This is a genomic window from Streptomyces argenteolus (assembly GCF_042902585.1).
Taxonomy (GTDB): domain Bacteria; phylum Actinomycetota; class Actinomycetes; order Streptomycetales; family Streptomycetaceae; genus Streptomyces; species Streptomyces argenteolus.
This window is the reverse complement of the sequence record NZ_JBIBEG010000001.1, coordinates 207,743-234,696: the sequence shown is the minus strand read 5'-3', so window position 1 is coordinate 234,696 and position 26,954 is coordinate 207,743. Positions and strand designations below refer to the sequence as shown.

Sequence of the window (26,954 nt, the reverse complement as noted above, 5' to 3'; positions counted from 1 at the left end):
TCACCGGAGTAGAGAAGAGCCGCACATGCCCCGTACGCCACAGGTCCGCGCACGCCACGGGGCGAGACCGGCGACCGCCGCGCTCGCCGCAGCCACCGTCCTCGCCTCGCTGCTCGCCGGGGCCGTCCCCAGCGCGGCGGCCGACGACGGGGAGCCGGCGCCCGTCCTCGTCGACCGCTTCGAGGGCGAGGTCCCCCTCGGCAACCCGCCCGCCGACTCGCTGTTCACCTGGGGTGGCGACGCGGACGACCACCCCGCCCTCACGTTCGCGGAGCGCGCCGACGCACCCGAGGGCTCCAAGGTCCTCCAGGGCACCTACGACATCAGCGCCTGGGGCGGACTCAGCCACGAGTTCGCCGTCGGCCAGCCCCCGAAGGACTGGACCGCCCACAAGGGCATCCGCTTCTGGTGGTACGGCCAGAACACCGCGCCCCTGCCGCCCGGTTCGGGCAAGCGGATCAACTTCGAGATCAAGGACGGCGGTGCGAACGGCGGCGCCTCCGAGCTGTGGACCACCTCCTTCACCGACGACTGGGAGGGCTGGCACCAGGTCGAGATCCCCTTCGCGGACTTCGTCTACCGCGCCGACTACCAGCCCGTCGGCGGCATCGACCAGGTCCTCGGCCTGAACGAGATGTGGGGCTACGCCGTCACCCTGCCGACCGGCGCCCCCGGCTCGTTCGCCATGGACGCCGTCGAGCTGTACGGCAAGGCCGACCCGGCCCTGAAGTCGAGCGTCGTCGTCGACTCCGCCGTGCACACGGTCGAGGAGGGCGGCACGGCGGCCATCGAGATCTCCGTCGCCACCACGGGTTCCGCGCCCATCGAGGAGCCCGTCACCGTCGCGTACACGACCAAGGGCGGCAGCGCCGAGGCCGGCAAGGACTACACCGCGGTCACCGGCACGCACACCTTCCCTGCGGGCACCGCATCCGGCACCACGCACACCGTCTCCGTGGCCACGGTCAAGGACAAGGGGGCCGAGTCGGCGGAGACGATCCCGCTGGAGCTCACCGTCACGGGGGCCAAGGCGCCGAAGGAGAACCCGCAGGTCGTCATCGACGCCCACGGGCTGCCGTACCAGAACGCGAAGCTCCCGGTGAAGAAGCGCGTCGCCGACCTGCTGGCACGGATGTCCCCGGCCGAGAAGGCCGGCCAGATGACCCAGGCCGAGCGCAACGCGCTCAGGTCCCAGGGTGACATCGCCACGTACGACCTCGGCTCGCTGCTCTCCGGCGGCGGCTCCGTGCCCACCCCGAACACGCCCGAGGCCTGGGCGAAGATGGTCGACGCCTACCAGCTGCGCGCGCAGGCGACCCGCTTCCAGATCCCGCTGATCTACGGCGTGGACGCGGTGCACGGCCACAACAACGTGATCGGCTCGACGATCATGCCGCACAACATCGGCATCGGCGCGGGCCGTGACCCGAAGCTCGCCGGGAAGACGGGCGCGGTCACCGCGAACGAGGTCCGCGCCACCGGCATCCCGTGGGACTTCGCCCCCTGCGTCTGTGTCACCCGTGACGAGCGCTGGGGCCGGTCCTACGAGGCGTACGGCGAGGACCCCGCCCTGGTCGAGGCCATGGAGACGGTCATCACCGGCATGCAGGGCAGCCCGTCCGGCACGGACCTCGACCGCAACGACAAGGTGCTGGCCAGCGCCAAGCACTTCGTCGGCGACGGCGGCACGGAGTTCGGCTCCTCCACCACCGGCGCGTACACCATCGACCAGGGCGTCACCAAGGTCACGCGTGAGGAGCTCGAAGCGGTGCACCTCGCGCCGTTCACCGAGTCCGTGAAGCGCGGCGTCGGCACGGTCATGCCCTCGTACTCCTCGCTGGACGTCATCGGTGACGACGCGGGCCCGGTGAAGATGCACGCCAACGCCGAGATGATCAACGGTGTGCTCAAGGACCGGATGGGCTTCGACGGCTTCGTCATCAGCGACTGGCAGGCCATCGACCAGATCCCCGGCGACTACGCAAGCGACGTCCGCACCTCGGTCAACGCGGGCCTCGACATGATCATGGTCCCGACGGCCTACCAGGACTTCACGAAGACGCTCCAGGCCGAGGTCACCGCCGGCCGGATCAGCGAGGCGCGGATCGACGACGCGGTGTCCCGCATCCTCACCCAGAAGTTCCGCCTCGGCCTCTTCGAGAAGCCGTACGCGGACACGACGAACCTGGACGAGGTCGGTTCGGCCGGGCACCGCGCGGTCGCCCGCGAGGCAGCCGCGAAGTCCCAGGTCCTGCTGAAGAACGACGGCGCCGTCCTCCCGCTCAAGGCCTCGCAGAAGGTCTACGTCGCCGGCTCCAACGCCGACGACCTCGGCAACCAGGCCGGCGGCTGGACCATCAGCTGGCAGGGCGCCTCCGGTGCCACCACCACGGGCACGACGATCCTGAAGGGCATCGAGAAGAACACCTCGTCGGCCACCTTCTCCAAGGACGCCTCCGCCCCGACCGAGGGATACGACGCCGGAGTCGTGGTCGTCGGCGAGAAGCCGTACGCCGAGGGCATCGGGGACGTCGGCAACGGCCACGACCTGGAGATCAGCGACGCCGACAAGAAGGCGATCGACACGGTCTGCGCCGCCATGAAGTGCGCGGTCCTGATCGTCTCCGGCCGCCCCCAGCTCATCGGGGACCGGCTCGGCGCCATCGACGCGCTGGTCGCCTCCTGGCTGCCGGGCACCGAGGGCGACGGCGTCGCCGACGTCCTCTACGGCAAGCGGGCCTTCACCGGACAGCTCCCGGTCACCTGGCCGAAGTCCGAGTCGCAGCTGCCGATCAACGTCGGCGACACGGCCTACGACCCGCAGTTCCCCTACGGCTGGGGTCTCACCACCCTGAAGAAGGTCCCCACGGGCGGCGAAGCCACCCTCACCGGCCTCGCCGTCGCCGCCTCGCTCGCCGAGCGGGCCGGGCTCGGGAAGACCACCGCGGGCAAGGAGATCGTGGACCGGGCGCGGCTCCTGGTCCAGCAGAAGGCCGGCGGGAAGCTGACAGCGTCGGTGTCGAAGCCGTTCGCCGAGGCCGACCACCTGCTGCTCACCGGTGACCTGACCGGAGCGGTGGCGAAGCTGCGCACGGCGTACCGCGCCGCGTAACTGCGGAAAAGAAACCCGGGCGGGCGACGCGTTTGTCGCCCGTCCGGGTTACTTTCGGAGTATGCGGAAGAGGCTGTTCGCTCCCCTGTGGGCCTGCCTGCTGCTGATACTCACGGCGGCTGTGCTGGCGATGACCCCCGCTGTCCAGGCCGCCCCCTCCACGATCGACGACGCGGCGAGCGCCCTGCGCCAGGGCCCCGTGTACGTCGACCCGGCGGCGTCCGGTCAGCTCTCGGCGGCCCAGGAGACCGCCCTGGAGAAGAAGATCAAGAACGCTGACAAGCCCGTCTTCGTGGCCGTCCTGCCCGCGACGTCCGAGTACCCGCCCCAGAACCTCCTGCAGAACCTGCGCACCGACACCGGAGTCACCGGTGTCTACGCGGTCCGCCTCGGCGACGGCTTCGACGCGGGCGCCGACCCGCAGGTGATGCCGACCCGGGCCGTCGACAACCTCACCAGCGCCGTGAAGGCGCCCGGCACGGACACCGACGCCGCGACCCAGCTCAACGCCTTCGTCGACCGAGCTCTCGACCAGGCCAAGGGCAGCGCCCCGGCCTCCTGGTCCGGCGGTGGCAGCGCGGACGACGGGGCCGGGAACGGCGCCCCGGTGGCCGGCCTGGTCGTCCTCGGCGGCGTGGTCCTGGTGGGCGGAGGTACCGCGTTCGCGGTCGCCCGCCGCAACAGGAGGCGCAAGGAGGAAGAGGAACGGGTGGCTCTGGAGAAGCTCCGGGTCGTCGTGGACGAGGACATCACCGCGTACGGCGAGACCCTGGACCGGCTGGACTTCCATCCCGGCGAGAAGGGCGCCGACGACGCGATGCGCATCGAGTACGAGCGCGCGCTCGACTCCTACGAGGACGCCAAGTCCCGCATGGGCGGCGCCCAGCACCCCTCCGACGTGCGAGGGGTCACCCAGGCCCTGGAGGACGGCCGCTTCTCCCTCGCCGTCCTGGAGGCCCGGCGCACGGGCCGGCCGCTGCCCTCCCGCCGGCCGCCCTGCTTCTTCGACCCGCGCCACGGCCCCTCGGTCGCCGACGTCCTGTGGACCCCCTCGGGCGGAGCCGCCCGCGAGGTCCCGGTCTGCGGCGCCGACGAGGTCCGGCTGCGCGACGGCGAGGACCCCATGAGCCGTACGGTCGACGTGGGCGACGGCCGGCGGCGCCCCTACTGGGAGGCGGGCCCGGCCTACGGCCCCTGGGCCGGCGGCTACTTCGGGGGCGGCCTGCTGCCCGGCCTGCTGGTCGGCACCATGCTCGGCTCGATGCTCTCCACCCCGGCGTACGCGGCGGATTACGGCGGCGGTGACTTCGGCGGCGGCGGCGGTGACTGGAGCGGGGGTGACGTCTCGGGCTCCGACTTCGACTCCTCCGGTTTCGGTGGCTTCGGCGACGGAGGCGGCTTCGGGGACGGAGGCGGCTTCGGAGGCGGCGGAGGGTTCGACGGCGGTGGGTTCTAGCCCGCCGTCCGCGCACCCGGCGCCTTCGCCGGCTGCTCCTCCCACGTCTCCGGGGCCCAGACGCCGGAGCGCTTCAGCGAGGCCGGGCAGTGCAGGTATATCTCGTCGATGTCCACGACCAGCGCGAGGTCGGGGCGCCGGCCCTTGACCGTCATCTCGTCGAACACGGGGGCGTCGGTGAGGATGCGCGCCCGCCCGTTGATCCGCAGGACCGTCATGGCGCCGGGTATCAGGTAGAGCAGGCCCACGTGCGGGTTGGACAGGATGTTGTGGAAGCTGTCGCCGCGCCGGTTGCCGGGCAGATCCGGCAGCACGAGGGTGCGCGTGTCCAGGACCCGGGTGAAGCCCGGTTCGCCCCCGCGCGGGGAGGTGTCGCAGTTGCCGTCGGCGTCGGAGGTCGAGACGGCGCAGAAGGGCGCCCTGGCCAGCAGGTCCAGGTCCGCGTCGGTGAGTTCGTCGTGCACCTTGTCGATGACGATCGGCCACGGTTCGCCCAGGATCTCGCGCAGTTGCTCGGCCGACTCCAGGGGCACCGCTCCGGCCAGAGGGTCGCCGACAGGGGAGGGGAGGGTGCCCAGGGCCATGGGCGCGGCATTCGACAAGGGGTTCTCCGGACCTCAGAGGGGCACACCAGCGGATCGCTGACCTGGCACTGTTAGGCTCACCTTACTTAAGCTCGCGGGCGCTCCCCGTCCCGGGGGCGGAGCGAGGGTGAGGAACAGTGCGCAACCGCATGCCGCAGCCCCGGGTGTACCGGCTGTGAGCGGCTCGGTCCTCCAGGGCGTTCAGGAACGGAAGGCCGGCAGCACCGAGCGGCGCCGCGCGCGCAGCCGGCCCGTGCTCGCCGTCGGGCTGCTCGGCGCCGTGGCCCTCTTGCTGCTGAGTGTGCTGGCGAGTCTCGCCGTCGGATCGGGGGACGTCTCCCTCCGCGACGTACTGGACGGGGTGTTCGACCCGAACCTCGACGTCAAGGGCCAGCTGATCGTCCAGGAAGTCCGGATCCCCCGTACCGTGGCCGGACTGCTGGCAGGCGCGGCGCTGGGCCTCGCGGGCACGGTGATGCAGGGCGTCGCCCGCAATCCACTCGCCGATCCGCAGCTGCTCGGCGTCAACGCGGGAGCGTCCGTGGCCGTGGTGTGCTCGATCAGCTTCTTCGGATTCACCCTCGCCACGCAGTACATCTGGTTCGGCTTCCTCGGCGCCCTGCTCGCCGCCCTTCTCGTGTACGGCGTCGGCTCGCTCGGCCGGGAGGGCGCGACCCCGGTGAAGCTCGCGCTGGCCGGCGCGGCGACGAGCGCCGTACTCACATCCGTGACCAGTGCGGTCCTGCTCCAGGACCGCGACAGCTACGACCGCTTCCGCTTCTGGCAGCTCGGCGCGCTCACCGCCCGGGACGCGGACGTGCTGTGGCAGGTCTCCCCGTTCGTCGCGGCCGGAGCCCTGCTCGCGCTGCTGCTCGGCCCGCAGCTCAACGCCCTCTCGCTCGGCGACGACCTCGCCCGAGGCCTCGGCCAGCGGGTGGGCGTCGCCCGGCTGGTCTCGGCACTCGCCGTGGTGCTGCTGTGCGGCGCGGCGACGGTGGTCGCCGGCCCGATCGGCTTCGTCGGTCTCGCGGTGCCGCACGCCGCCCGGCTCATCACCGGCCCCGACTACCGCTGGGTGCTCCCGTACAGCATGGTGCTCGCCCCGGTCATGCTGCTCGTCGCCGACATCGTGGGCCGGGTCGTCGCCCCACCGGGCGAGGTCCAGGTGGGCGTGGTCACCGCCGCGATCGGCTGCGTCCCCTTCATCTGGCTCGTACGCCGCAGGAAGCAGGTCGAGCTGTGACCGGGACCCGCCTCCTGGAGGAGACATCCGGCGCGCGACTGACGGACGCCGTACGCACCGTCGCCCGGGTGCGGAACCGGGGACGACGGCGCTCCGTGCTGGTTGCGCTCGCCCTGCTGGTGTGCGTCTGTGCGATGTTCGCAGTCTCGCTCAGCTACGGCGACATGGTCATGCCGCTCGGCAAGGTCGTCGAGACCCTGTTCGGGGGCGGCGACGGCGGCTCCCGGTTCGTGGTCCTGGAGCTGCGCCTGCCCCGGGCCCTGCTCGCGGTCCTCGTCGGCATCGGATTCGGGCTCTCCGGAGCCGTCTTCCAGTCCGTGCTGCGCAACCCGCTGGCCAGCCCGGACGTCATCGGCATCAGCGCAGGGGCGAGCGCGGTCGCCGTCACCGCCTCGCTGCTCTTCCAGGTCAGCGGACTCGCACTGTCCGGGAGCGCCCTGATCGGCTCGGTGGCCGCCGGTGCGGCCATCTACCTGCTCGCCTGGCGCCAGGGCGTCGTGGGCCAGCGCCTCGTCCTGATCGGCGTGGGCTTCGGCACCGGCCTGAGCAGCGTGGTCTGGTACGTCATGGCCCGCTCCGACACCGCCGACGCGCAGGAGGCGTTCCTCTGGTTGACCGGCACCCTCAACGGCCGCTCCTGGGGGCAGGTGTGGCCGCTGCTGACCGCCCTTGCCGTCATCGTGCCGCTGACCGTCCTCGCCGCCCGCGCCCTCGCCCCGCTCCAGCTGGGGGACGACGCGGCGGCCGGGCTCGGGGCCCGCGTCGAGCCCGGCCGGCTGGCGCTGCTGGGCTGTGCGACCGCCCTCGCGGGCGTCGCGACCGCAGCGGCGGGGCCTGTCAACTTCGTGGCCTTCGTGGCCGGGCCGATCGCCCGCCGGCTGGTACCGGGTCAGGGCGCCGCGCTGCCGCACGCCGCGCTGACCGGGGCCCTGATCGTCCTGGTCGCCGACTTCGGTGCCCAGCACCTGCTGCCGTCGGTGCAGCTGCCGGTGGGTGTGGTGACCAGCATCATCGGCGCCCCCTACCTGCTGCTGCTCCTGGCCCGCGCCAACCGCGGGGGCAGCGGTGGCTGAGACAGGGACGGACACGCGTTCATCCGACACGGACAACGAGGAAAGGCGTGACCACGTCGTGGCCCAGCACACCCTTCGAGCCCAGGACGTCCGTCTCGGCTACGGCGACCGGGAGATCGTCTCCGGGCTGAGCGTGGACGTCCCTCCGGGGCGGATCACCGTCATCGTCGGCCCGAACGCCTGTGGCAAGTCCACCCTGCTGAGGGCGATGGCGCGGCTGCTGGCACCCTCGCGGGGCGCGGTGCTCCTGGACGGGCGCAGCGTCCAGGAGATGCCGACGAAGGAGGTCGCCGCCGTACTCGGCATCCTTCCCCAGAGCCCATCCGCGCCGGAGGGGATCACCGTCTCCGACCTCGTGGGGCGTGGCCGTTACCCGCACCAGGGCTGGTTCCGCCGCTGGGGACCCGAGGACGACGAGGCGGTCGCCCAGGCGCTGCTCTCGACCGGCACCCTGGAACTCGCCGAGCGCCCGGTGGACGAGCTGTCCGGCGGACAGCGCCAGCGCGTGTGGATCGCGATGGCGCTCGCGCAGCGCACGGACATCCTGCTCCTGGACGAGCCCACGACGTTCCTGGACGCCAGCCACCAGCTGGACGTCCTGGACCTGCTCACCGATCTGAACCACCAGCACGGGGTCACCATGGTCGCCGTGCTGCACGATCTGAATCTCGCCTGCCGGTACGCGCACCACATGATCGCCATGAAGGACGGCCGGATCGTCGCGGAGGGGAGGCCGGCCGACATCGTGACGGAGGAGCTGGTCGGCGAGGTGTTCGGGATGCGCTGCTCGGTGATGGACGACCCCGCGTCGGCCACGCCGATGGTGGTGCCGCTGGGCCGCCACCATGTGGGGGGCGGGGCGGACCTACCCGCGTCTCGGCGCTGACTGAGGTTAGGCTAACCTAAACGGCATGAACGATTCCGCTCCCCGCGTCCGCCGTGTGCGTCGCACCCCGGTCCTGATGGCCGGCGCCGTCGCGGCCCTCCTCGTCGGCCTGGCCGCATGCGGCTCATCCGACGACGCTTCCAGCTCCTCCTCCTCCGACGGGGCGGCCACGGGTGCCTTTCCCGCGAAGGTCGCGACGAAGTTCGGCGAGATCACCGTCGACAAGGCGCCGAAGCGCATCGTCGCGCTCGGCTGGGGCGACGCGGAGACGGTTCTCGCGCTCGGCGGTCAGCCCGTCGGCGCGAGCGACTGGCTGGCCTTCGGCGGCGAGGGCGTCGGGCCGTGGGCCAAGGGCAGGTACGACAAGAGCCCGCAGATGATCGGCACGCTGGAGCCCGAGTTCGAGAAGATAGCGGCCCTCCAGCCCGACCTCATCCTGGACACCAAGTCCAGCGGCGACCAGACGCGTTACGACACCCTCAGCAAGATCGCCCCGACCGTCGGTGTGCCGGAGGGCGGCGACCAGTACAAGCTCTCCTGGGAGAAGCAGACCGAGATGGTCGCCGCCGCCATGGGTGTCCCGGAGAAGGGCGAGAAGCTGATCGCCGACACCGAGGCGAAGTTCGCGCAGGCCGTGAAGGCGCACCCCGAGTTCGAGGGCAGCACGATCACGCTCGGCTCCCGCACCTCCGAGGGTTACGGCGCCTATGTCTCCGGCACCGGCCGCGTCGACTTCGTCGAGCGCCTGGGCTTCGAGAACAACCCGGCCGTCGAGGCCGAGGCCGGCGAGGGCTTCTCGATCTCCGTCTCCAAGGAGAACCTCGACCTCCTCGACGCCGACCTGACCGTCATGGCGCCCATCGGCATCCCGGCGAGCGACATCAGCGGCGACCCGCTTTTCAAGGCGGTGCCGTCGGTGAAGGCCGGCCACTCCCTCGTCTTCGACGACAAGGGCATCAGCACGGCGTTCGCCACCGACTCGATCCTGTCGACCTCCTACGCGCTGGAGAAGGTCGTCCCGCTCTTCGCGGAGAAGATGAAGTAGGACGCGCGTTCACCGCCGGCCCCGCCCCACCTGGTGGCGCGGAACCCGAACGGGTGCCAGGCTAGGCCTGATGGAGCGCGACGAGGTGGAGAAGCAGCTGCTGGACGGCCTGACCGTCGACACCAGCAGGCCGGAGCAGCCGATCCTGCTCGACGAGGCGGGCAGGCCGATCAAGACCTGGCGGGAGAACTACCCGTACGACCGCAAGATCCGCCGCAAGGAGTACGAGCGGATCAAGCGCATCCTGCAGATCGAGATGCTCAAACTGCAGCGTTGGACCAAGGACACCGGAGCGCGGGTCGTCGTGGTGTGCGAGGGGCGTGACGCCGCGGGCAAGGGCGGCACCATCCAGCGCTTCACCGAGCGGCTCAACCCCCGTGGCGCGCGGATCGTCGCCCTCGACAAGCCCACGGACCGCGAGCGGGGCCAGTGGTACTTCCAGCGTTACGTGGCGCACCTCCCCGCGCCGGGCGAGCTCGTCTTCTTCGACCGCTCCTGGTACAACCGGGCCGGCGTCGAACGCGTCATGGGCTTCTGCACCCAGCCCGAGTACGAACTCTTCCTCCAGCAGTGCCCGGCCTTCGAGCAGATGCTCGTCGACGACGGCATCATCGTCGTCAAGTTCTGGTTCTCCGTCTCCCGCGCCGAGCAGCGCACGCGCTTCGCCATCCGCCAGGTCGACCCCGTACGTCAGTGGAAGCTCTCGCCCACCGACATCGACTCCCTCGACCGCTGGGACGCCTACACGACGGCGAAGATCGACATGTTCCGCGCGACCGACACCGAGCACGCCCCGTGGACGGTCGTGAAGAGCAACGACAAGCGCCGGGCCCGCCTGGAGGCCATGCGCAGTCTGCTCGCCCGGGTCGACTACACGGCCAAGAGCGCCGAGGCGGTCGGCAAGCCGGACCCGCTCATCGTGGGCGCCGCCGCCACCCTGCTGGAGCCGGGCGAGGAGGACACCGCCCTCTCGCCCACCCGCCTCGCCCCGTACACCGAGGGGCCGGGGGAGCACCCCTGAGCGGTCTCAGTCACGCACGGCGGTGACGTCGCCGTTGACGGTGGCCAGACGCATCTCGTGGCCGTTCTCCCGGGTGGCGGTGGGGACGGCGACGGAGGCCCGGCCGTTCCGTGTGGTGGCGGCGACGTCGTAGGCGGGCGCGCCGTGAGGCAGCGACACCCGCACCGAGCCGTTCGTCGTCGCCGCGGTGACGCGGGCCGGTGAGGTGGCGCTGCCGAGCGTCACGTCCCCGTTCTCGGTCTCGGCGTGCACGTCGGCCGCACGCAGAGTGGCGGTGCGCACCGAGCCGTTGCGGGTCACCAGGCGGACGGTGGCGTCCTCCTCGCCGGACCGGGTGACCCTCACGTCCCCGTTAACGGTGGTCAGGTCCAGCCCCGCGACGATGCCCGTCGCGTCGATGCCCGCGTTCCGGGCGGTGACCGTGACGGAGACTCCGGCCGGAACGCCCACCGCGGGCATGCGGGGGCACCGGCCGTCCTCGTGACCCTCGTGGCGCGGGCAGGACAGGTCGAGGACCCACAGACCGGCGCGGTGCGACCAGCCACTGCCGATCCGGGCCTCCGTGACCGCCCGGTCGCCCTCGGCCGGCCGCAGACGCACGCCGTCGCCGGTCGTGATCACCAGGTGCGCACCCGGACGCAGCACCGGCGGGGCCCCGTCCGCGGGTACGCCCGGATCCGCGTGCCCACCGCACGCCGCGACGAGGGGCCCGGCCGCCAGCAGTGCGGCCCATCGCCGTCCGCGCGTGAAAAGCGTGATGTTCATGTCTGCTCGCCTGCCCTGCGCGGCCCGCGGCATGGCAGGTGGCCGTGAACTGCCCTTCCGCCGGCGGATGTTGACAGTCAGGGGTCGCTAGAGTCCTATAGTGCTAGGAACCTAGATGAATAGAGGAGACGGTGATCGAGTTTCACCTCGATGCCCGGTCCGGTGTCGCGCCGTACCTGCAACTGGTCCACCAAGTGCGTCAGGCCATGCGCCTGGGGCTGCTCTTCGAGGGGGACCGCCTGCCCACGGTCAAGGACGTCGCCGCCAAGGTCGCGATCAATCCCAACACCGTGCTCAAGGCCTACCGGGAGCTGGAGTACGAGGGGCTGGTCACCAAGAAGCCCGGCGTCGGCACCTTCGTGTCCAGCACCCTCAGCGACCCCTCGCTGCCCGAACACGAGCCGCTGCGGCGCGAGTTGCAGGGATGGCTGGAGCGGGCGCGGGCCGCGGGACTGGACGAGGAGAGCATCGAGGCCCTGTTCGTGAGCACCTTCCGCACACCCACCGAAGAGGAGCGATGACAGCCATTCTGGAAGCGAAAGGCCTGAGCAAGCGGTACGGCCGCCGCCAGGCCCTCTCGGACTGCACCATCAGCGTGCCGGCCGGCCGCGTCGTGGGTCTGGTCGGGCCCAACGGGCCGGGAAGTCCACCCTGTTACAGCTGGCCTGCGGCCTGATCACCCCCACCTCGGGCACCGTCGTTCCAGTGGATCGAGAGGGGCGTCTTCCTGGCCCTGGCCGGGCTGCTCACCGGCTTCTGCACCTGGTGGCTGCGCCGTCGCCTGAACTGACGTGATTACGCAAGGCGCCCGTCGTACGCGAGAGGCGGCCGAAGCCGACGCAACCGGTTTCGGCCGTCGACGCGGGATCCGGGCGACGCCGTCACGTCACCGGCGACGGCCACGATCCCTGGGCAGGAACGGGTTGGCGTCGCCGTCGAAGTCGTCCTCGAACTCCGGCTCGGCGTAACTGACGGGGGCCCGGGTGCTGCGCCCGCTGTCCGTGACGAAAACCCTGGAGGACGAGGGCCGCCGGCTGCGCCCGCGCTCACGCCGCGGCTCGGCCTCGATGGGTCCGGCTCCGTAGGAGAAGTCGTCGCCGAGGTCGACGGGCCGGCTGCTGGACGTGCCGGCGGGGGGCCGGCTCGACCTGCGGTGGCGGCTGCGGCTGCGCTCCCGCTCGGGTTGGGGCTCGAACGCTTCCACGTCCACGGGGCGACGACTCCGGCTCCTGCGCCGGGACGCGCCCTCGTCCGCGGACTCCGCGAGGTAGCTGGGAGGGCGGCTGCTCCGGCGGTGCCGGCGACTGCTGCTCTCGGGCTGCTGACTGCCGAAGATCTCGTCCTCGTCCTCGACCGCGGCGTAGTTGACGGGGGCCGCGATGTGACGGCGGCCCGTCGTGGCCAGCGGCGGCCTCGACCTGCGCCGGCGGGCAGGGGGCTGAGCCGGGCCGGAGCGGCTCACGCTCTGGCTGCGGCTCATGCTGCGGCTGCGGTACTGAGGCTCGGCGTCCTCGTCGGGACTGTTGCTGCGCCGGTCCGGCTCCATCCGGTAGGTCTTCCGGCGATCGGCCACAGCGGCCCCCACGTCCTTGGTGGACTGCCGGTGCCCGTAGCCGAACTCCTCGAGGTCCGCGTCGTCGTCGGAGTACTCACCGGCGAGCCTCATGCCCTCCGGCACGGCCTTCCGGTTCTCCAGGCCGTAGAAGGCGTTGTGCGTTCCGGGCTTCGCATACCTGGACGGATGGGGCGTGGTGACGCTCACCGTCACGTCGTCGCGGCCGGTGCGCCCCGGAATCCGGCCGGTGTCCCGGATCAGCTCCTGGGTGGAGTAGCCGCGAGTTCCCCGTGGCACGCGCGGCATCTGGAAGTGCATGTTGGCGTTCGGGCCGACGTCACGGAAGCGGTCGGCGGCCTCGGGACGGCTCAGGTCGACGTTGTTGAGGACGGGGACACCCAGGCGCCGCAGATCCTCGCGGTTGTCCTCGTACCCCTCGTAGTCGGGCTGCTCCTCGAAGGTGGTGGCGGCCATCCTGCTCGCCTGGCCGGGGTCCCGCCGCACCCGCGCCCGCGCCCCGGAGAGGTCCGCCTCGGACAGCAGGATCTGGTCCCGGTCGTGCAGGTTCTCCTCGGGCGGGCGTGTCTGGCCCCGCGGGTGGAGACCGCCCACCACGGCCCGGGGGCCCATGATGGCGGTGGGGTGGACGGCGATGCGCCCTTCCCGTGTGGTGTCGAAGATCTCGGTGCCGTCGGGCTGGGACCCGACGTACCGGCCGACGACCGGTCCACGCGCGCCGCTGATCTCGAACAGCTGCCCACGGTCCTTCCTGTGCATCTTCCGGCCGCGACCGGACACCATGCGGGCCACCGTGATGCCCTCGCCGCTCCCGGCGGGTCCGGCGGTCCGCGCCGCGCCGGGGCCGGACAGGTCGGGCATACCTCCCTGGGCCATCCTCCGGCCGTTGGCCGAGGCGCTGAGCTCGAAGGGATCGTCCTGGCTCGAGACCGCCACACCCGACCCGTTGTCCGTACCCGCGACGGGGCCCATGGACTGCTGGCGTACGTGGTCGAGTTCGTGGAACATCGTCTCGTCGTCCGCGCCCTGGGGGCCGAGGACGATGTCATGGCCCGTGGTGTAGGCGCGGGCGCCGAACGCCGTCGCCGAGCGCTGCGCGACCGGGTCGCTGTGCACGCGCACATGGCGGAAGGACATGCCGTAGCCCTGCTCCGCCTTCGCCAGGATGCGCGAGTCCAGCGGACGGCCCGGCGAGCGGACTGCGTCGATCACGGAGGACGGCTGGGCGGACGCCGCCGCGACGGCCGGCTGATCGGCGCTCTCGTGGCCGCACCCGGCGCCGTGCTCGTGCCGTTCCTCCTCGACGGCGCGGGCCACCGCCGCGTTTCCCGCCGTGCGCTGCAGAGCCCGGACGCGCTGCGTGAACGTGACCGGCACCTCCGCGCGAGGGCCGCTCTCCCGGCCACCGGTCGTCTCGGCCTGGGTCCTGTATGCGCGCACGGTACTCCTCGCCACTCAATGCCTGATCAGACAGCGTCACCCGCGACGCGTGCGGGCGGGAGGTCCGCGAGGGCAGTGTCCCGGGTGTGAGCGGGTCGGCGGGAGGGCCACAGGGGCAACGCCGCGCCCGGGCCCCCTCCCCGAGCCGGTGCCGGTCCCACGCCTCCTGTGCGCGGCCAGGGTCAGGCCGGCCCCTCCTCGCGGCCGTTCAGCGCGGCCGGCAGGTCCGCCCTGCGCCGTATGCCGAGCTTGCGGTAGGTGCTGGTCAGATGGGTCTCCACGGTCCGCCGTGCCAGATGCAGTTGTTCCGAGATCTCCGCGTTGGTCCTTCCCTCGGCAGCCAGCGCGGCGATCCGGTGCTCACCGGCCGTCAGCGAACCCCGGCCCGTGAGGGAGGCGTTCCCGCGACGGGCGCCGCTGGCGCGCAGGGCCCACTCCGCCTGACCCGACAGCCTTACGGCGCCCAGCCGTTCGGCTGCGGTCGCGGCTTCCCTGAGCAGCGGCCGGGCGCTGCGGGACTGTCCGGCTTCCGTGAGCCGGCGCCCATGACCGATGAGTGCGGGGATCAGCTCGACGTCGAGCGGTGTGCCGCGCAGGACGGCGACGGCCTCGGCGGTGAGTTCGAGACCGCGCCGGCCGCCGGTGGCCGCGCCGAGGACGCGCAGGGCGCGGCCCCGTACCCGGGGTGTGTCCCACACGGCGGCGAGCCGGAACTCCTCCTCGGCGAGCGCGAGGGCCTGGGACGTGTCCCCCAGCCGGAGCAGGCATTCGGCGGCGGCCGAGCGCCATGGAGTGACGACGGGGCTCACCACGTCGCGGCCGAGCTGGCGTGTGCCGCACTCCCGGAAGTCGGCCAGGGCGCCGGCCGGGTCGCCGACGGAAGCACGCAGCACACCGCGTGCGTAGAGGAACCGATTGTGCTCCCAGCCGTCCTGCGCCGTGCCGACGTCGACCCCGTCGACGAGCCGCTCGGCGTCGGACGGGCGGCCGCACTCGACGAGCGCGATGACCCGGTGGGCCAGGAAGTTGCTCGCCCCGGTGCGGGGGGCGTCGCCCGGGCCCCGTAGCCTGCGCGCGGTCTCCTCCAGCACCCAGCGGTGCCGACCGCGCGCCGCGGCGGTGTCCAGTCGTGTGTTGAGCAGCGAGCGGTGGACGGGGTGCAGCGGCGAGAGCCAGTGCTCGTCGAGCCCGGTCCTGATGAGGCGTTCGGCCTCGTCCGGCGCGTCGGCCCACTGCGCCACGGCGGCGGCTGTGCTCAGCAGGTACGGCACGAGCAGTGGGTCCTCCGGGGCCGTCAGCAGCCGCCTGATCTGCCGCATCGCCGACTCGGCGGACAGCAGCCCGGCCGTCGACTCGTACCGGACGAGCAGGGCGTGGAGTGCCGGGCTGAGCCACTCCGGGGAGCGCGCGGCACGCTCGCGCAGCCGGGTGTAGACCTCCCGCCGGATCTCCCGGTCGTGGTCCGAGAAGAACGCCGACGCCGTCTGGATCGTACGGGCGAGGACGGGTTCCCCCTCCAGCGCGCCCAGTTCGCGCATCACGTCGAGTGCGGCGTGCGGGTTGCCGCGGTTGGCCAGTGCGTTGCCCAGGTGGACCGCCGCCATCACCCGGTCCCGGGGCTTCTCCTGGAGGAGCAGGGCCTCGGCCAGGCGGGGTATCCCGCCGGACCGTAAGGTGGCGAACTCCAGTTCTCCCAGCTCGGTGAGGACGGCGGCCCGGCGTTCGCGGGGCAGCGGCTCGTCCAGCGCGCGGCGCAGGTAGTGCGCGGCGGCGCCCGTCCTGCCGGCCCTAGACGCGTCGGCCGCCGCGTCCAGGAGTGCCTTCGCCACGCGCTCGGTACCGCCCGGGGTGGTACGCAGCAGATGCCCGGCCACCGCTTCGACGCCGTGGCCGCGGCGCTGCCGGAGCTCCGCGGCGCGCAGGTGCAGGGCCTGCCGGTCCGAACGGGGCCAGCCTTCGAGGACCGCTCCGCGCAGCAGCGGGTGCGCGAAGCGCGGGACGCCGGTCCCGGGGGTACGGCGCAGCAGCCCGAGTCGGATCATCGCGGTGACCCAGCCGTCGACACGGTCCGGATCGGCCCGGGTGAGCTCGGCGAGGAAGCCGCCGAAGTCGTCGCCGGCTTCGTGGCCCTCGTGCGGAACGGCTCCCGCCTCGCCACCGGGGACCCCGTCCTCCTGCTCGCCGTACCGTGCCGAGTCCTCCAGTTCGGCGAGCGCGCGGGCCACCGAGGTGCTTCCCGCGCCCGCGCTCCTCAGCCACCACGAGACCGCCGCCACGAATGCCCCGGGGTACAACTCGGCTATGTTCTCCGGGAGTACGGGCTCGGGACCGCCACTGCCCGAGGCGCCGGCCCGGCCGCCGTGCGGGAAGACCGCCCGCAGATCCTCCAGCAGCGTGCGCAGCAGCAGGGGATTGCCGCCGCCCGCCCGTACGCAGCCGTCCACCCAGGCGTCACCGGTATCCGCGCCGAGCACGCCGCGCACCATTTCCTCGGCCGCGGGGCGGCTCAACGGCGGCACCGCGTGCATCCGGACCACGCCGGGCGGCAGGGAGTGGGCGAGCCCCGGCGCCGGCGGCGCGACGTCGTACTGCCCACGTTCGGTCACCACCATCAGGACCGGCATCCCGGTCAGCTGCCGGGCTCCCTCGGTCAGCCAGCGGCGGGAGGCATGGTCGGCGAGATGGGCGTCGTCGACGGCGACCAGCAGCGGGGCCTCGGCAGCCTGCTCGCACAGCAGTTGCCACAGGCGGGCCCCCCGGCCGAGGGGATGCGGAGTCTCCGGGACGCCGTCGTGGAGTCCGGCACGAGCGCGTGCCGGTTCGAGGAGCTGCCGTACGAGGGCGAGCGGGACGCCGGTGTTCTCGGCGGAGGCGTAGGCCCGCAGAACGCGCATGCCGAGCCCCGCGCCCAGCTCGGCGGCGGCCTCCAGCAGGGTGCTGCGGCCCGTACCGGTGGGGGCGCGGAACAGGACCAGCCGTCCCGATCCGGCGACGGCCCGGCCCGCCTCCACCGCCAGCAGGTCCAGGGCGGGGCCGCGTTCGAGCAGCCCGGCGGAGGCGGGGCCCGCCCCCGTGGCCGGGGCGGAAGGGCAAGGGAGAGGCTGACCCGATAAAGCGGTCATCGGGACAGTCCGCCGATCTCGTGGTCGTTCTCGTGGTGGGCCACGTTGTCGTCGTCCTGCCGGCGGAGAAAGGATGGTGGGAGCACGAATGGTTCACTCCGTCGAGGCACGTCGCGAGGACGCACAGGCATGGTTGTTCGAGCCCCGGTCAGGATCCCCGTGGAGGTGCACGCGTCGGATCCGCTGTCCATGGACGGCGCGGTCAGCCAGCTTCGCCGGCACTCCGAGGTGGAACTGATCGAGGAGGGCACGGGCCGGCCGGGCACGGTCGCGGTCCTGCTCGCCGAGGGGCTGGACGAGCCCACGCTGTCACGGCTGAGGCGGCTGACCCGCGCGGACGGCACGAAGGCGGTTCTCGTCACGAGCCTGATCCGGGAGGCGGAGCTGCTCCAGGTGATCGAGTACGGAGTCGGCGCGATCGTCTGGCGGCGCGAGGCCACCGGACACCGTCTCCTGCGAGCGGTCCTCGCCGCGTCCCGGGGCGACGGGGATCTGCCGTCGGACCTCCTGGGGCGGCTCATAGCCCAGGTCGGCACGTTGCAGCGCGGCACGACGAACGTGACGGGTGCCACGGCGTCCGGCCTGGCACCACGCGAGGTGGACGTGCTCAGGCTGGTGGCCGAGGGAATGGATACCGGGGAGATTGCCAGCAAACTGTCGTACTCCGAACGCACGGTCAAGAACGTGATGCACGGTCTGACGACTCGGCTGCAGCTCCGCAACCGTGCCCATGCCGTGGCCTATGCCTTGCGGGAAGGCTACATCTGACGGTCCGTCCGCCGGATCAAGGGCCCCGGGGACACGAGAACGGCGGTGCGGGGGCAGGGGTGTTGCCCTGGGGTCGTCCCCCGGGTGCCTCGCGGGGCGGGCATGCCTGCGGCGACGATGGAATGGGCCGCTCCGTGCAGTGACGGACCGGCCCACGACAGGCCGGTACCCGGCGCACAGGCACATGACAGGCCGTACCGTGACGGTTCGTCCGGCGACGAGCCGGTCCGCGCGGGCGGGGACGTGGAAAGGGCAGGCCGACAGTGATCCACGAGGTGGATGACATCCTGAGAGGGCTGCTCGTCCGCGGCGCCTTCGCCGGATCCGATGTCGAGGTCACCTTCGACGCCCCGACGCGCGAGTGGGCGGCCCGGCGCAACGGCCCGACCATCGACGCCTATCTCTACGACATCCGCGAGGACACCAAGCGTCGCCAGCGCGGCAAGATGTCGCTCCGCGACGAGCAGGGGATCGTCCTCAAACAGCACCAGCCGCCCCGCTGGTTCCGGCTCGCGTATCTCGTCACGGCCTGGACCAAGCGCCCGCAGGACGAACACCGCATGCTCTCCGCCGTACTGCACACGCTCCTGCCCAAGGAGATACTCCCGCCCGAGGACCTGACCGGCACACTCGCCGGACTCGGTCTCTCCGTCCCGCTGACCGTCGCGGGGCTGCACAACGAAGCCCGCTCGCTCGCGGACATCTGGTCCGCCCTCGGCGGCGAACTCAAGCCCTCGCTCGACGTGGTGATCACCGCCCCCTTCCTCGCGTACCCCGAGTACGCGGTCGGCCCGCCCGTCACCGAAGGGCTCGGCGTCGAGGTGCGCGGGTCGCAGGAGCCGCCCGGCGACGCTCCCGTGCGCTACCACAGCGAACAGAGCGTCGACGCGGCCAAGGCGGACTTCACGAAGCGGCACGGCACGGCGGGCACGCTCCAGGAGCAGCGGAAGTGAGCGACTCCTCCACCCCGCTGCTCGAACGCCTCGCGGAACTGCGCGAGCGGGTGGCGTTCCTCGTCGAGCACCGGAGCGCCACCGATCCGACCGCCACCGATCCGATGCGCGGGATGTACCTGACGGACGACGCGGTACGTCACCTGCTCGCCGTGAGCACGGAAGACGCGGCGCATCCCGCCGACCAGGGCGTGCCGGAGGAGAGGGGCGGCACGGCTGAGCCCCCGACGGCGGAGGAGAGGGGCGGCACGGCCGAGCCCCCGACGGCGGAGGACCCGGACGAGGAGCCCGAGCCCTCCGACGAGGACCGCCTCCACTGGCTCGCCCACTGGCTGCGTCTCAGTCCGCTGGAATCCGAGATCCTGCTGATCGCGCTGGCCCCGGACCTGGACCGCACGTTCGAGTCGCTGTACGCCTACCTCAACGACGACGTCACGCGTCGCCGGGCGACCGTCGCGCTCGCGCTCGACCTGTGCGGAGTGCCCACGCACTCCGCCGCGGGACGGGCCCGCTTCCATCCGGCCGCGCGTCTGCGCGCACGCGGCCTGATCGAGGTCGACGAACCGGAACGGCCCTTCCTCAGCCGCTCCCTGCGCGTACCCGACCGGGTCGTGGCCCATTTGCTGGGCGACGACACCCCGGACCCGGCGCTGGACGGGACCGTTCGTCCCCTCCCGTACCTGCCCCCGGAAGCCGGAGCGCACGCGGAGGAGGCGGACGGCGGCGCGGTCCAGGGCGGCGACCCGATGATACGGAGGCTGGCCGAGCAGCTCTCGGCGCGCCCGCTGACGGTCTACCTGCGCGAGCACCGTGAAGGCGACGGCCTCGCCTGCGCCGCCGCCGCGCTGGAGGCGGCAGGTCTCCCCGCCCTGCATCTCGTCGCGGGGAAGGGCTCGGGGGACCCGCACCGCCCGCAGGAGCACGCACCGGCGGAACGTACGCCGGGGGAGCTCCTCCCGTACCGGGAACTGCTCCGCGAGGCGCGGCTGACGGGCCGCGCCGTCGTGGTGACCTCGCTGCCGGAGAAGCCCGACGAGCTGATCCGGGCCCTCGCGGTGCGCGACGTCCCGGTCGTGTTCGCGGACCCGCGCCCGTACGACCCGCAGTGGTGCGAGGGCGGACGCGACCCGGTCGTGCTGGACGCGCCCCGCCGGCGCGCCGGTGACCTCGACGCCTGGCGGACCGCGCTCGGCCCGCAGGAGCCGGGGTTCGACCTGGCGCCGGTCGTCGCCGCCTACCGGCTGGGGCCCGGCGGGATCGACCGCGCGGCGCGTGCGGCGCTGGACCTCGCCGCGTTCCACGGTACGGAGCTGTCCGCCTCGCACCTGCGTCGCGCGGCCCGGCAGCAGTCCGCCTCGGGCCTGGAGCGCCACGCCCGCCGCATCCGGCCCGACGTCGGCTGGGACGACCTCGTCCTGCCCGAGGGGCCGCTGGCGCAGCTGCGGGAACTGGTCCTGCGCGCCCAGCACCGCGACCGGGTGCTCGGCGACTGGCGGCTGAGCGCGGGCGGCGGGCGCGGACGGGGCGTGGTCGGGCTGTTCGCGGGTGACTCCGGTACCGGGAAGACGCTCTCCGCCGAGGTGGTGGCGGGCGAAATCGGCCTCGACCTCTACGTCGTGCAGCTCCCGTCCGTCGTGGACAAGTACGTCGGTGAGACGGAGAAGAACCTGGAGCGGATCTTCACCGAGGCCGACCGCACGGACGCGGTGCTCCTCTTCGACGAGGCGGACGCGGTCTTCGGCAAGCGCTCCGAGGTCAGCAGCTCCAACGACCGGCACGCGAACATGGAGAGCGCCTACCTCCTCCAGCGGCTGGAGTCCTTCGACGGTATCGCCCTGCTGACCACCAACCTGCGCTCGAACATCGACGACGCCTTCACGCGCCGGCTGGACCTGGTGGTCGACTTCCCCTTTCCCGACGAGGAACAGCGCCTGGCGCTGTGGCGGCACAGCCTCGCCCACGTCCCGTGTGCCGACGGCATCGATCCGGCGTCCTGCGCGGCGGACTTCGAGCTGGCGGGCGGCTCGATCCGCAGCGCGGTCGTCACGGCCGCGTACGCGGCGGCGGGCCGCGGCGACGGCGTGTCGACGGAGGACCTGCTGGCGGGCGCCCGGCGCGAGTACCGCAAGGCGGGCCGGCTGGTCCTGGACGACGCGTCCTGGTAGGCCGGTCACGCCGCGGGCCCGCGGCCTGCCAGGACGGCAGACCACGGGCCCGCGGCGGGCGACGTCCGGGACCGGCTACTCCATCGGCGCGGGGAGCCAGTCCTTGGCCACCACCGTGCCCGCCGCGTCCTGCCCGTTGATCCAGCCCACCTTCGTCTTGTTGAGCGTCAACTCGTCCATGACGCCGGTCTGCTCCGCACCGAACAGGCCCTGGTACTCCTTGATCCGGTTGAAGAGGCCGGGGGACGGCTTCTCTTTGCGCTGGACCTGCTTGCTCAGGTAGTCGATGTTGGCCCGTGTGCACGCGATCGTGATGGCGAGGTCGCCGTCGTCGATCTCGGCCTGGGTGCCCCAGAGCAGCATGTTGCGCACCCAGGGCACCTCAGGGCTCGCCTCGTCCGCGTTCAGCGGCACCGTCTTCGCGTCGACGAAGTGCGATGCCAGGAGCGCTGTCATCGTGGCGCGGCCCAGGTTCCCGGCCCCGTCGGCCTTCACCAGTTGGCTGAAGTCGCCGTACGCCGTGTGGTTGGACTCCTGGAAGCACTTCAGCGCCTTCTGGGTCGCCGCGTCGAGCTTGCCCACGGTGTGCGCCGCGGTCAGCTTGCAGCCACCGGCCCCCACGACCAGCCGTACCTGTGCGAACTGCACGAAGAGGTTCGGCTTGTCCTCCGAGGTGATCGGCAGCGGGCCGCGCTCGACCTTCTCCTCCTCCTCCTCGGGCTTCTCCTCCCCGCCGCCGCCCGACGCCTCCGCCTTCTCGGAGGGCGTGGGGTCCTGCGTCGGCTTCTGCGTCGGCTGCTCCGGGGGCTCCTCCGGCAGTGCGGTGGCCCCCGCCTGCTCGATCCTCGGCTGCGCGAGGGTGCGTACGGGTGCCTTGTAGGTGAACCAGAGCACGAGGCCGGTGATGGTGAGAGCCAGCAGCAGACTCAGCGTGGTCATCATCCAGAGCGGCAGCAGGCTGCGCTGGACGTACGTCCCGTTCACCGCCAGGGGCTCGAACCCCGAGCGACGCACCGACAGTTCGTAGGGCCGTTCCTGCTTCTGCCCCGCCCAGGTGATCTGCCGGGGCTTGAGCGTCGCGTCGACGAAGGCGGCGCGGCCCGGCTGGATCTGGACGTTGGCGGGGACGATCTCGTACGACAGGTCGTCGCTCGCCTTGTCACCGCCGCCGATCGACGCCGTGAGCACGGTGTTGCCGAGGTTGTCGACCGCCAGTCTGGGCCGGCCCCTGAAGCGTCCCTTGACGGTCTGCGGGACCAGCTCGGCCCGCACCTCCATGAACGTGGTGAAGGTGACGTTGCCCTCGGCGACCGTGGTCGTCTCGGGGTGCTCGGTGGGCAGGATGCGCACACCGTACGGATGCGGGCCCGCGGTCGCGTCCGGGGTCCGGGGCGGTGCGAAGGTCAGCTCCACGATTCCGGTGGTACCTGGAAAGAGCCTGAGGGAGGGCGGTTCCACCGAGACGTACGGTGCGACGTCGCCGACCGGCTCGAAGCGGTACTCGTCGACGACGTCGCCGGTGTTGCGCAGACGCAGACGCACGGTGGTGCTGCTGCCCGGGTCGACCGTGGTCGAGGCGGGCTCCAGAGATGTCCAGGTGGTCACCCGACGGACGCTACTGCGCGTGGGCGGGGCGACGTCAGAAGCTACGGGGTAGTGCCGCTGCCCGAAAGGTAACGCCCGCTGCCCTCGCATCCCTCCGCGCGCGCCCCGGGCCGGGGGGTGCGGGACCGCCCCCGTGGCCGTACCCCGGGAGGCAGGGCCCGGCGCCGCGGCGCCGTCGCCCGCCAGGCCCCCCGGTTGCGCCGGAGGACCTCCGGGGCCTGCGCCGTGTTGCCCCTGGGGGCATGGTCCGTGCCCTCGACAAGGCACCGGAGGACGTTTACCCGCGTGCGCCCGGGCGACGAAGGTGGATCCGGTCTTGTATCGGTACCCCGAGGAGAGCAGAGCATGCCGTCATACCTGTCGCCAGGCGTGTACGTGGAAGAGGTGGCGAGCGGCTCTCGTCCGATCGAGGGTGTCGGCACCTCGGTGGCCGCGTTCGTCGGGCTGGCGCCCGAGGGGCCGCTGAACGAGCCGACGCTGGTCACCAACTGGACCCAGTACGTCGCCTCGTTCGGCGAGTTCACCGACGGCTACTTCCTGGCGCACTCGGTGTACGGGTTCTTCAACAACGGCGGATCCGCGGCCTACGTGGTCCGGGTGGGCGGGGCGCCCGGCGGAGTGGCGGGCGCACCGGGCGAAGGCGCCGGCGCGGCAGGCGGACAGCACGGCCGGACGGCAGTCGGCGGCGCGGCGGCGCCCGCCGAGCTGACGGCCGGGGAGCCCGCGGCCCTGGGCACGTTCAAGGTGTCGGCCGTCGCACCTGGCGAGAGCGGCACGCTCAGCGTCGAGGTCACGGACGCGGAGGGCGAAGGCCCCGCCGAGCGTTTCCGGCTGGTCGTCAAGGACGGCGCGAAGGCCGTGGAGACGTTCGACGTCTCGGCGAAGAAGAGCGCCCGCAACTACGTGGTGACGCAGGTCAAGGAACGCTCCAAGCTGATCTCCGTGCAGGAGGGGGCCGCGGCCTCGCAGCTGGCCCGCCCCGACAACCAGACGGTCGCGCTCGACGTGCCCGTGGCCGCCGCGCAGGCCCCCGCCGTCCCCGACGCCTCCGAGGGTGAGTCCGTCGGCATCGCCGAGTACCTGGGCGACTCCTCGGACCGTACGGGCTTCGGCGGTCTCGAAGCGGTGGACGAGATCTCGATGGTCGCCGTCCCCGACCTGATGGCCGCCTACCAGCGCGGCGCGATCGACCTGGAGGCCGTGAAGGCCGTGCAGCTCGGTCTGATCGCCCACTGCGAGCTGATGGGTGACCGGCTGGCGATCATCGACCCGCCGCCCGGCCTCAACGCCCGGCAGATCCGGGTGTGGCGTCAGGAGACGTCCAACTACGACTCCAAGTACGCCGCGCTCTACTACCCCTGGATCAAGGTCTTCGACCCGGCCGGCGGCCAGACCCGGCTGATCCCGCCGAGCGGCCACGTCGCCGGCATCTGGGCCCGCAACGACTCCGAGCGCGGGGTGCACAAGGCTCCCGCCAACGAGGTCGTACGCGGCGCCGTCGACCTGGAGATGCAGATCACCCGGGGTGAGCAGGACCTGCTCAACCCGATCGGCATCAACTGCATACGCACCTTCCCCGGCCGCGGCATCCGCGTCTGGGGCGCGCGCACCCTCTCCTCCGACCCGGCCTGGCGCTACCTCAACGTCCGCAGGTACTTCAACTACCTGGAGGAGTCGATCCTCAACGGCACGCAGTGGGTGGTCTTCGAGCCCAACGACCAGGCGCTGTGGGCCCGGATCAGGCGGAACATCTCCGCGTTCCTGGTCACGGAGTGGCGCAGCGGCGCACTGTTCGGCGCCACGCCGGAGGACGCCTACTACGTGAAGTGCGATGCCGAGACCAACCCGCCGGAGTCGGTGGACCTGGGACGCGTCATCTGCCAGATCGGTGTGTCGCCGGTCAAGCCCGCCGAGTTCGTGATCTTCCGGCTGGCCCAGTTCTCCGGCGGCAGCGGCGAGTTGGAGGAGTAGACGGCGCAGCCTCCGGCCCCCGCCGGACTTCGCGTACGGCCTGAGGCCCCAGCCTCAGACCCCACCCCAGGTCCCAGCGACAGGTCCCGGCCTCAGGTTCCGGCCTCAGGTCCCAGCCTCAGTAGAAGGAACGGCTTTTCATGAGTCTCTCCCAGGGTGACGCCCTCACCACCCACAACTTCGGCCTCCAGATCGACGGTGTCATGGTCGAGTACCTCCACGCCGTGGGCGAGGTGGGAATGGAGCAGGACGTCATCGAGTACCAGCAGGTCTCGGCGAACGGCCAGCCGATCACCAAGAAGATGCCCGGCGTGAAGAAGGCCGGCGAGACCACCGTCACGCGCGGCATGGAGCAGTCCACCGCCTTCACCGAGTGGATCAACGCCTCGCTGCGCGGCGACATGGGCTCGGCCCGCAAGAACGCGAGCATCATCTACATGGACTACCAGTACAACCCGGTCCGGCGTCAGCACCTGCGCAACGCCTGGTGCACCAAGGTGATGGGCGCGGCGGCCACCGCCGGCGAGGCCTCCGTCATGACCGAGACCGTCACGATCGTCTACGAAGAGCTGGTCACCGAGTAATGCGCCGCGGACCTGCCAGGCCCGCCACCGACGCCGTAGCCGCCACCTCCGCTCCCGCGGACGTGGCGGCCCCGGCCGTCGCTCCGGCGGAAGCACAGCCCGTCCGGCGGCAGTTGCAGACCGAGTTCGCGTTCGAGCTGCCGCGCGGGTACGTGGACGACATGGGCACCGTGCACCGCGAGGGGGTCATGCGACTGGCCACCGCCCGGGACGAGCTGATCCCGCTGCGGGACATGCGGGTGCAGGAGAACCCGGCGTATCTCTCGGTGGTCCTGCTCGGCCGGGTCATCACCCAGCTGGGCACCGTGGCGCACATGCACGACGGCGTGGTCGAGAACATGTTCGCCTCCGACCTCGCCTTCCTCCAGGACTTCTACCGTCAGGTCAACGCCGAGGGCCACACCAGGGCCGGCGTGTCCTGCCCGCACTGCGAGCAGCCGTTCGAGGTCGAGCTCGGCGGGAGCCGCCTGGGGGAATCGTGACGTACGCGACCGACCGGATCCATGAGGAGATCGCGTACATCGCCTACCACTTCCACTGGAACCTCGACGACATTCTGGACCTGGAACACCGTGAGCGGCGGCGATACGCCGAACAGATCGCCACGTTGGTGACGCGTGCTGCTACGGAGCGGTGATGGGCATATGGGACCGGCTCAGGGGCCGGGGCCGGGACGGTGGTCAAGGCGACCGCCGGGGCCGGGAGCGGAGCGCCGACGGGGACGGTACGGTTCCGGGCCCCGTTTCCGTGCCGTCCACCGGCGACGGAGCCGGCACGGCTGCCGGGCTTCCCGGCCGGGGGCGTGACTGGGCCGGTCTGCCGCCGATCCGGCTCGCGACGATGGCACCGGCGAGGCAGACGGTCGCATCGGCGGAGTTCGGCGGTTCGCTGACCGCCTGGCAGAACCCCTCCTTCTCCGGGACGCTCTCGCACGCCGTCCTGGACGACGCTCCGACCGGGCTCATCAAGAACACCCGGTCGTTCGCCCTCGGGTCGGGTCAGGCCACCCACGGCGACACCGGCCTCTCCCTGCCGGTCGCCGTCGCCGATGCGGGTGCCGGTGACGGTGGCGGCGACGGCGAGAGCGGCGGCCAGGGGCGCCGGGACCAGTGGCAGGGGCCCTCGGTCCAGCGCGCCCAGGGGCCGCGGGTCGCTCCCGTACAGCCGCGGCGGGGACCGGCGCCCTCGACCCTGACACGGGCTTCCGCCCCGAGCACGGGGCAGCGCAGAGTGCTGCCCGCGGCGGCGCCGAGGGTGCTTCCCGCGGCGGCGCCGAGCAGGGCGGCGTCGGGCCGGGCGGCTGCGCCTGCGCCCTCGCGGGTGCCTGCGCCTTCGCCCGAGCCCTCCGCCCCCTCTTCCGCGGCTCCCGCTCCCCGAACTCCCCCCTCCACACCCCCGCGTTCCTCTGCGGCTCCCGCTCCTGCTCCGGACGTCGCTGTTCGCGTTCAGCGCTCGGAGGGAGAGCAGGACGGCACTCGCGGTGGCTCCGCACGGACCGAGCCCTCGCCACCCCGGCGACCGGGTCCCGCAGGGGCGCCCGCGGCGCCTCCGCCGGTCAGGACCCCTCCCGCGCGCACATCCTCACTCC

The 26,954-nt window shown here is 72.3% G+C and carries 20 protein-coding genes; 15 read left to right on the top strand and 5 right to left on the bottom strand.

Translation table 11 applies throughout. The features are described 5' to 3' along the window. The first annotated feature begins 25 nt into the window (after positions 1–25). Both ACFY8O_RS01045 and ACFY8O_RS01040 read left to right on the top strand, forming a co-directional pair. Positions 26–3,112, top strand: coding sequence for a glycoside hydrolase family 3 N-terminal domain-containing protein (locus ACFY8O_RS01045; protein WP_387897614.1), 3,087 nt, complete (start codon positions 26–28; stop codon positions 3,110–3,112). A gap of 61 nt (positions 3,113–3,173) precedes the next feature. Further along, complete coding sequence (locus ACFY8O_RS01040; protein WP_387897612.1) at positions 3,174–4,568, top strand: hypothetical protein; 1,395 nt, start codon at positions 3,174–3,176, stop codon at positions 4,566–4,568. Here the strand turns inward: ACFY8O_RS01040 and ACFY8O_RS01035 are convergent. Beyond that, positions 4,565–5,170: an MSMEG_1061 family FMN-dependent PPOX-type flavoprotein gene (locus ACFY8O_RS01035; protein ID WP_387897610.1), complete on the bottom strand. Its 606-nt coding sequence runs from the start codon at positions 5,168–5,170 to the stop codon at positions 4,565–4,567. The two genes, ACFY8O_RS01040 and ACFY8O_RS01035, sit on opposite strands and share 4 nt — an antisense overlap. A gap of 157 nt (positions 5,171–5,327) precedes the next feature. On the opposite strand from ACFY8O_RS01035, the gene ACFY8O_RS01030 reads away from it, so the two are divergent. The 5 genes from ACFY8O_RS01030 (at position 5,328) to ppk2 (ending at position 10,420) form a co-directional block, all read left to right on the top strand. After that, positions 5,328–6,395 (top strand): FecCD family ABC transporter permease, encoded by a 1,068-nt coding sequence (locus tag ACFY8O_RS01030; RefSeq protein ID WP_387897607.1) that lies wholly within the window; start codon positions 5,328–5,330, stop codon positions 6,393–6,395. Then, complete coding sequence (locus ACFY8O_RS01025; protein ID WP_387897604.1) at positions 6,392–7,468, top strand: FecCD family ABC transporter permease; 1,077 nt, start codon at positions 6,392–6,394, stop codon at positions 7,466–7,468. Before ACFY8O_RS01030 ends, ACFY8O_RS01025 begins: the two co-directional genes overlap by 4 nt. A 58-nt stretch (positions 7,469–7,526) precedes the next feature. Continuing rightward, positions 7,527–8,354, top strand: a complete 828-nt coding sequence (locus ACFY8O_RS01020; protein WP_387897601.1) for an ABC transporter ATP-binding protein — start codon at positions 7,527–7,529, stop codon at positions 8,352–8,354. Between the two features lie 25 nt (positions 8,355–8,379). After that, complete coding sequence (locus ACFY8O_RS01015; RefSeq protein WP_387897600.1) at positions 8,380–9,399, top strand: iron-siderophore ABC transporter substrate-binding protein; 1,020 nt, start codon at positions 8,380–8,382, stop codon at positions 9,397–9,399. A gap of 70 nt (positions 9,400–9,469) precedes the next feature. Further along, complete coding sequence (ppk2, locus tag ACFY8O_RS01010) at positions 9,470–10,420, top strand: polyphosphate kinase 2 (RefSeq protein ID WP_387897597.1); 951 nt, start codon at positions 9,470–9,472, stop codon at positions 10,418–10,420. 6 nt (positions 10,421–10,426) lie between these two features. On the opposite strand, the gene ACFY8O_RS01005 is transcribed toward ppk2, so the two are convergent. After that, the gene (locus ACFY8O_RS01005; RefSeq protein WP_387897596.1) at positions 10,427–11,185 is read right to left on the bottom strand and encodes a DUF4097 family beta strand repeat-containing protein; all 759 of its coding nucleotides are present in this window, start codon (positions 11,183–11,185) and stop codon (positions 10,427–10,429) included. 131 nt (positions 11,186–11,316) lie between these two features. Here ACFY8O_RS01005 and ACFY8O_RS01000 point away from each other — a divergent pair, with 131 nt between their 5' ends. After that, positions 11,317–11,706 carry a GntR family transcriptional regulator gene (locus ACFY8O_RS01000; RefSeq protein ID WP_387897594.1) on the top strand — a complete coding sequence of 130 codons (390 nt, stop codon included), beginning with the start codon at positions 11,317–11,319 and terminating at the stop codon, positions 11,704–11,706. A gap of 365 nt (positions 11,707–12,071) precedes the next feature. Here ACFY8O_RS01000 and ACFY8O_RS00995 read toward each other — a convergent pair whose 3' ends face one another. Both ACFY8O_RS00995 and ACFY8O_RS00990 read right to left on the bottom strand, forming a co-directional pair. Then, on the bottom strand, positions 12,072–14,198 hold the full coding sequence (locus ACFY8O_RS00995; protein ID WP_387897592.1) for an eCIS core domain-containing protein: 2,127 nt from the start codon (positions 14,196–14,198) through the stop codon (positions 12,072–12,074). 182 nt (positions 14,199–14,380) lie between these two features. Then, positions 14,381–17,320 carry a LuxR C-terminal-related transcriptional regulator gene (locus tag ACFY8O_RS00990; protein WP_387897590.1) on the bottom strand — a complete coding sequence of 980 codons (2,940 nt, stop codon included), beginning with the start codon at positions 17,318–17,320 and terminating at the stop codon, positions 14,381–14,383. 129 nt (positions 17,321–17,449) lie between these two features. Here ACFY8O_RS00990 and ACFY8O_RS00985 point away from each other — a divergent pair, with 129 nt between their 5' ends. The 3 genes from ACFY8O_RS00985 to ACFY8O_RS00975 all read left to right on the top strand — a co-directional run bounded on the left by ACFY8O_RS00985 (position 17,450) and on the right by ACFY8O_RS00975 (position 21,206). Continuing rightward, on the top strand, positions 17,450–18,088 hold the full coding sequence (locus tag ACFY8O_RS00985; protein WP_387897588.1) for a helix-turn-helix transcriptional regulator: 639 nt from the start codon (positions 17,450–17,452) through the stop codon (positions 18,086–18,088). A 263-nt stretch (positions 18,089–18,351) separates the two neighbouring features. Beyond that, positions 18,352–19,041, top strand: a complete 690-nt coding sequence (locus ACFY8O_RS00980) for a DUF4255 domain-containing protein (protein WP_387897587.1) — start codon at positions 18,352–18,354, stop codon at positions 19,039–19,041. Continuing rightward, positions 19,038–21,206 carry an ATP-binding protein gene (locus ACFY8O_RS00975; protein ID WP_387897585.1) on the top strand — a complete coding sequence of 723 codons (2,169 nt, stop codon included), beginning with the start codon at positions 19,038–19,040 and terminating at the stop codon, positions 21,204–21,206. The genes ACFY8O_RS00980 and ACFY8O_RS00975 overlap by 4 nt, the downstream gene beginning before the upstream one ends. Before the next feature lie 75 nt (positions 21,207–21,281). Here the strand turns inward: ACFY8O_RS00975 and ACFY8O_RS00970 are convergent, their stop codons facing one another. Next, entirely contained in the window at positions 21,282–22,811 is a 1,530-nt protein-coding gene (locus tag ACFY8O_RS00970; protein WP_387897583.1) for a COG1470 family protein, read from the bottom strand. Positions 22,812–23,156: 345 nt separating this feature from the next. Here ACFY8O_RS00970 and ACFY8O_RS00965 point away from each other — a divergent pair, with 345 nt between their 5' ends. The 4 genes from ACFY8O_RS00965 (at position 23,157) to ACFY8O_RS00950 (ending at position 26,003) form a co-directional block, all read left to right on the top strand. After that, the gene (locus ACFY8O_RS00965) at positions 23,157–24,782 is read left to right on the top strand and encodes a phage tail sheath family protein (protein WP_387897580.1); all 1,626 of its coding nucleotides are present in this window, start codon (positions 23,157–23,159) and stop codon (positions 24,780–24,782) included. A 140-nt stretch (positions 24,783–24,922) separates the two neighbouring features. After that, complete coding sequence (locus tag ACFY8O_RS00960) at positions 24,923–25,366, top strand: phage tail protein (protein WP_033298593.1); 444 nt, start codon at positions 24,923–24,925, stop codon at positions 25,364–25,366. Next, a complete protein-coding gene (locus ACFY8O_RS00955) occupies positions 25,366–25,848 on the top strand; it encodes a hypothetical protein (RefSeq protein WP_361574066.1) in 483 nt (160 codons plus the stop codon). Before ACFY8O_RS00960 ends, ACFY8O_RS00955 begins: the two co-directional genes overlap by 1 nt. After that, positions 25,845–26,003 (top strand): DUF6760 family protein, encoded by a 159-nt coding sequence (locus ACFY8O_RS00950; protein WP_014153881.1) that lies wholly within the window; start codon positions 25,845–25,847, stop codon positions 26,001–26,003. The genes ACFY8O_RS00955 and ACFY8O_RS00950 overlap by 4 nt, the downstream gene beginning before the upstream one ends. Positions 26,004–26,954 lie beyond the last annotated feature (951 nt).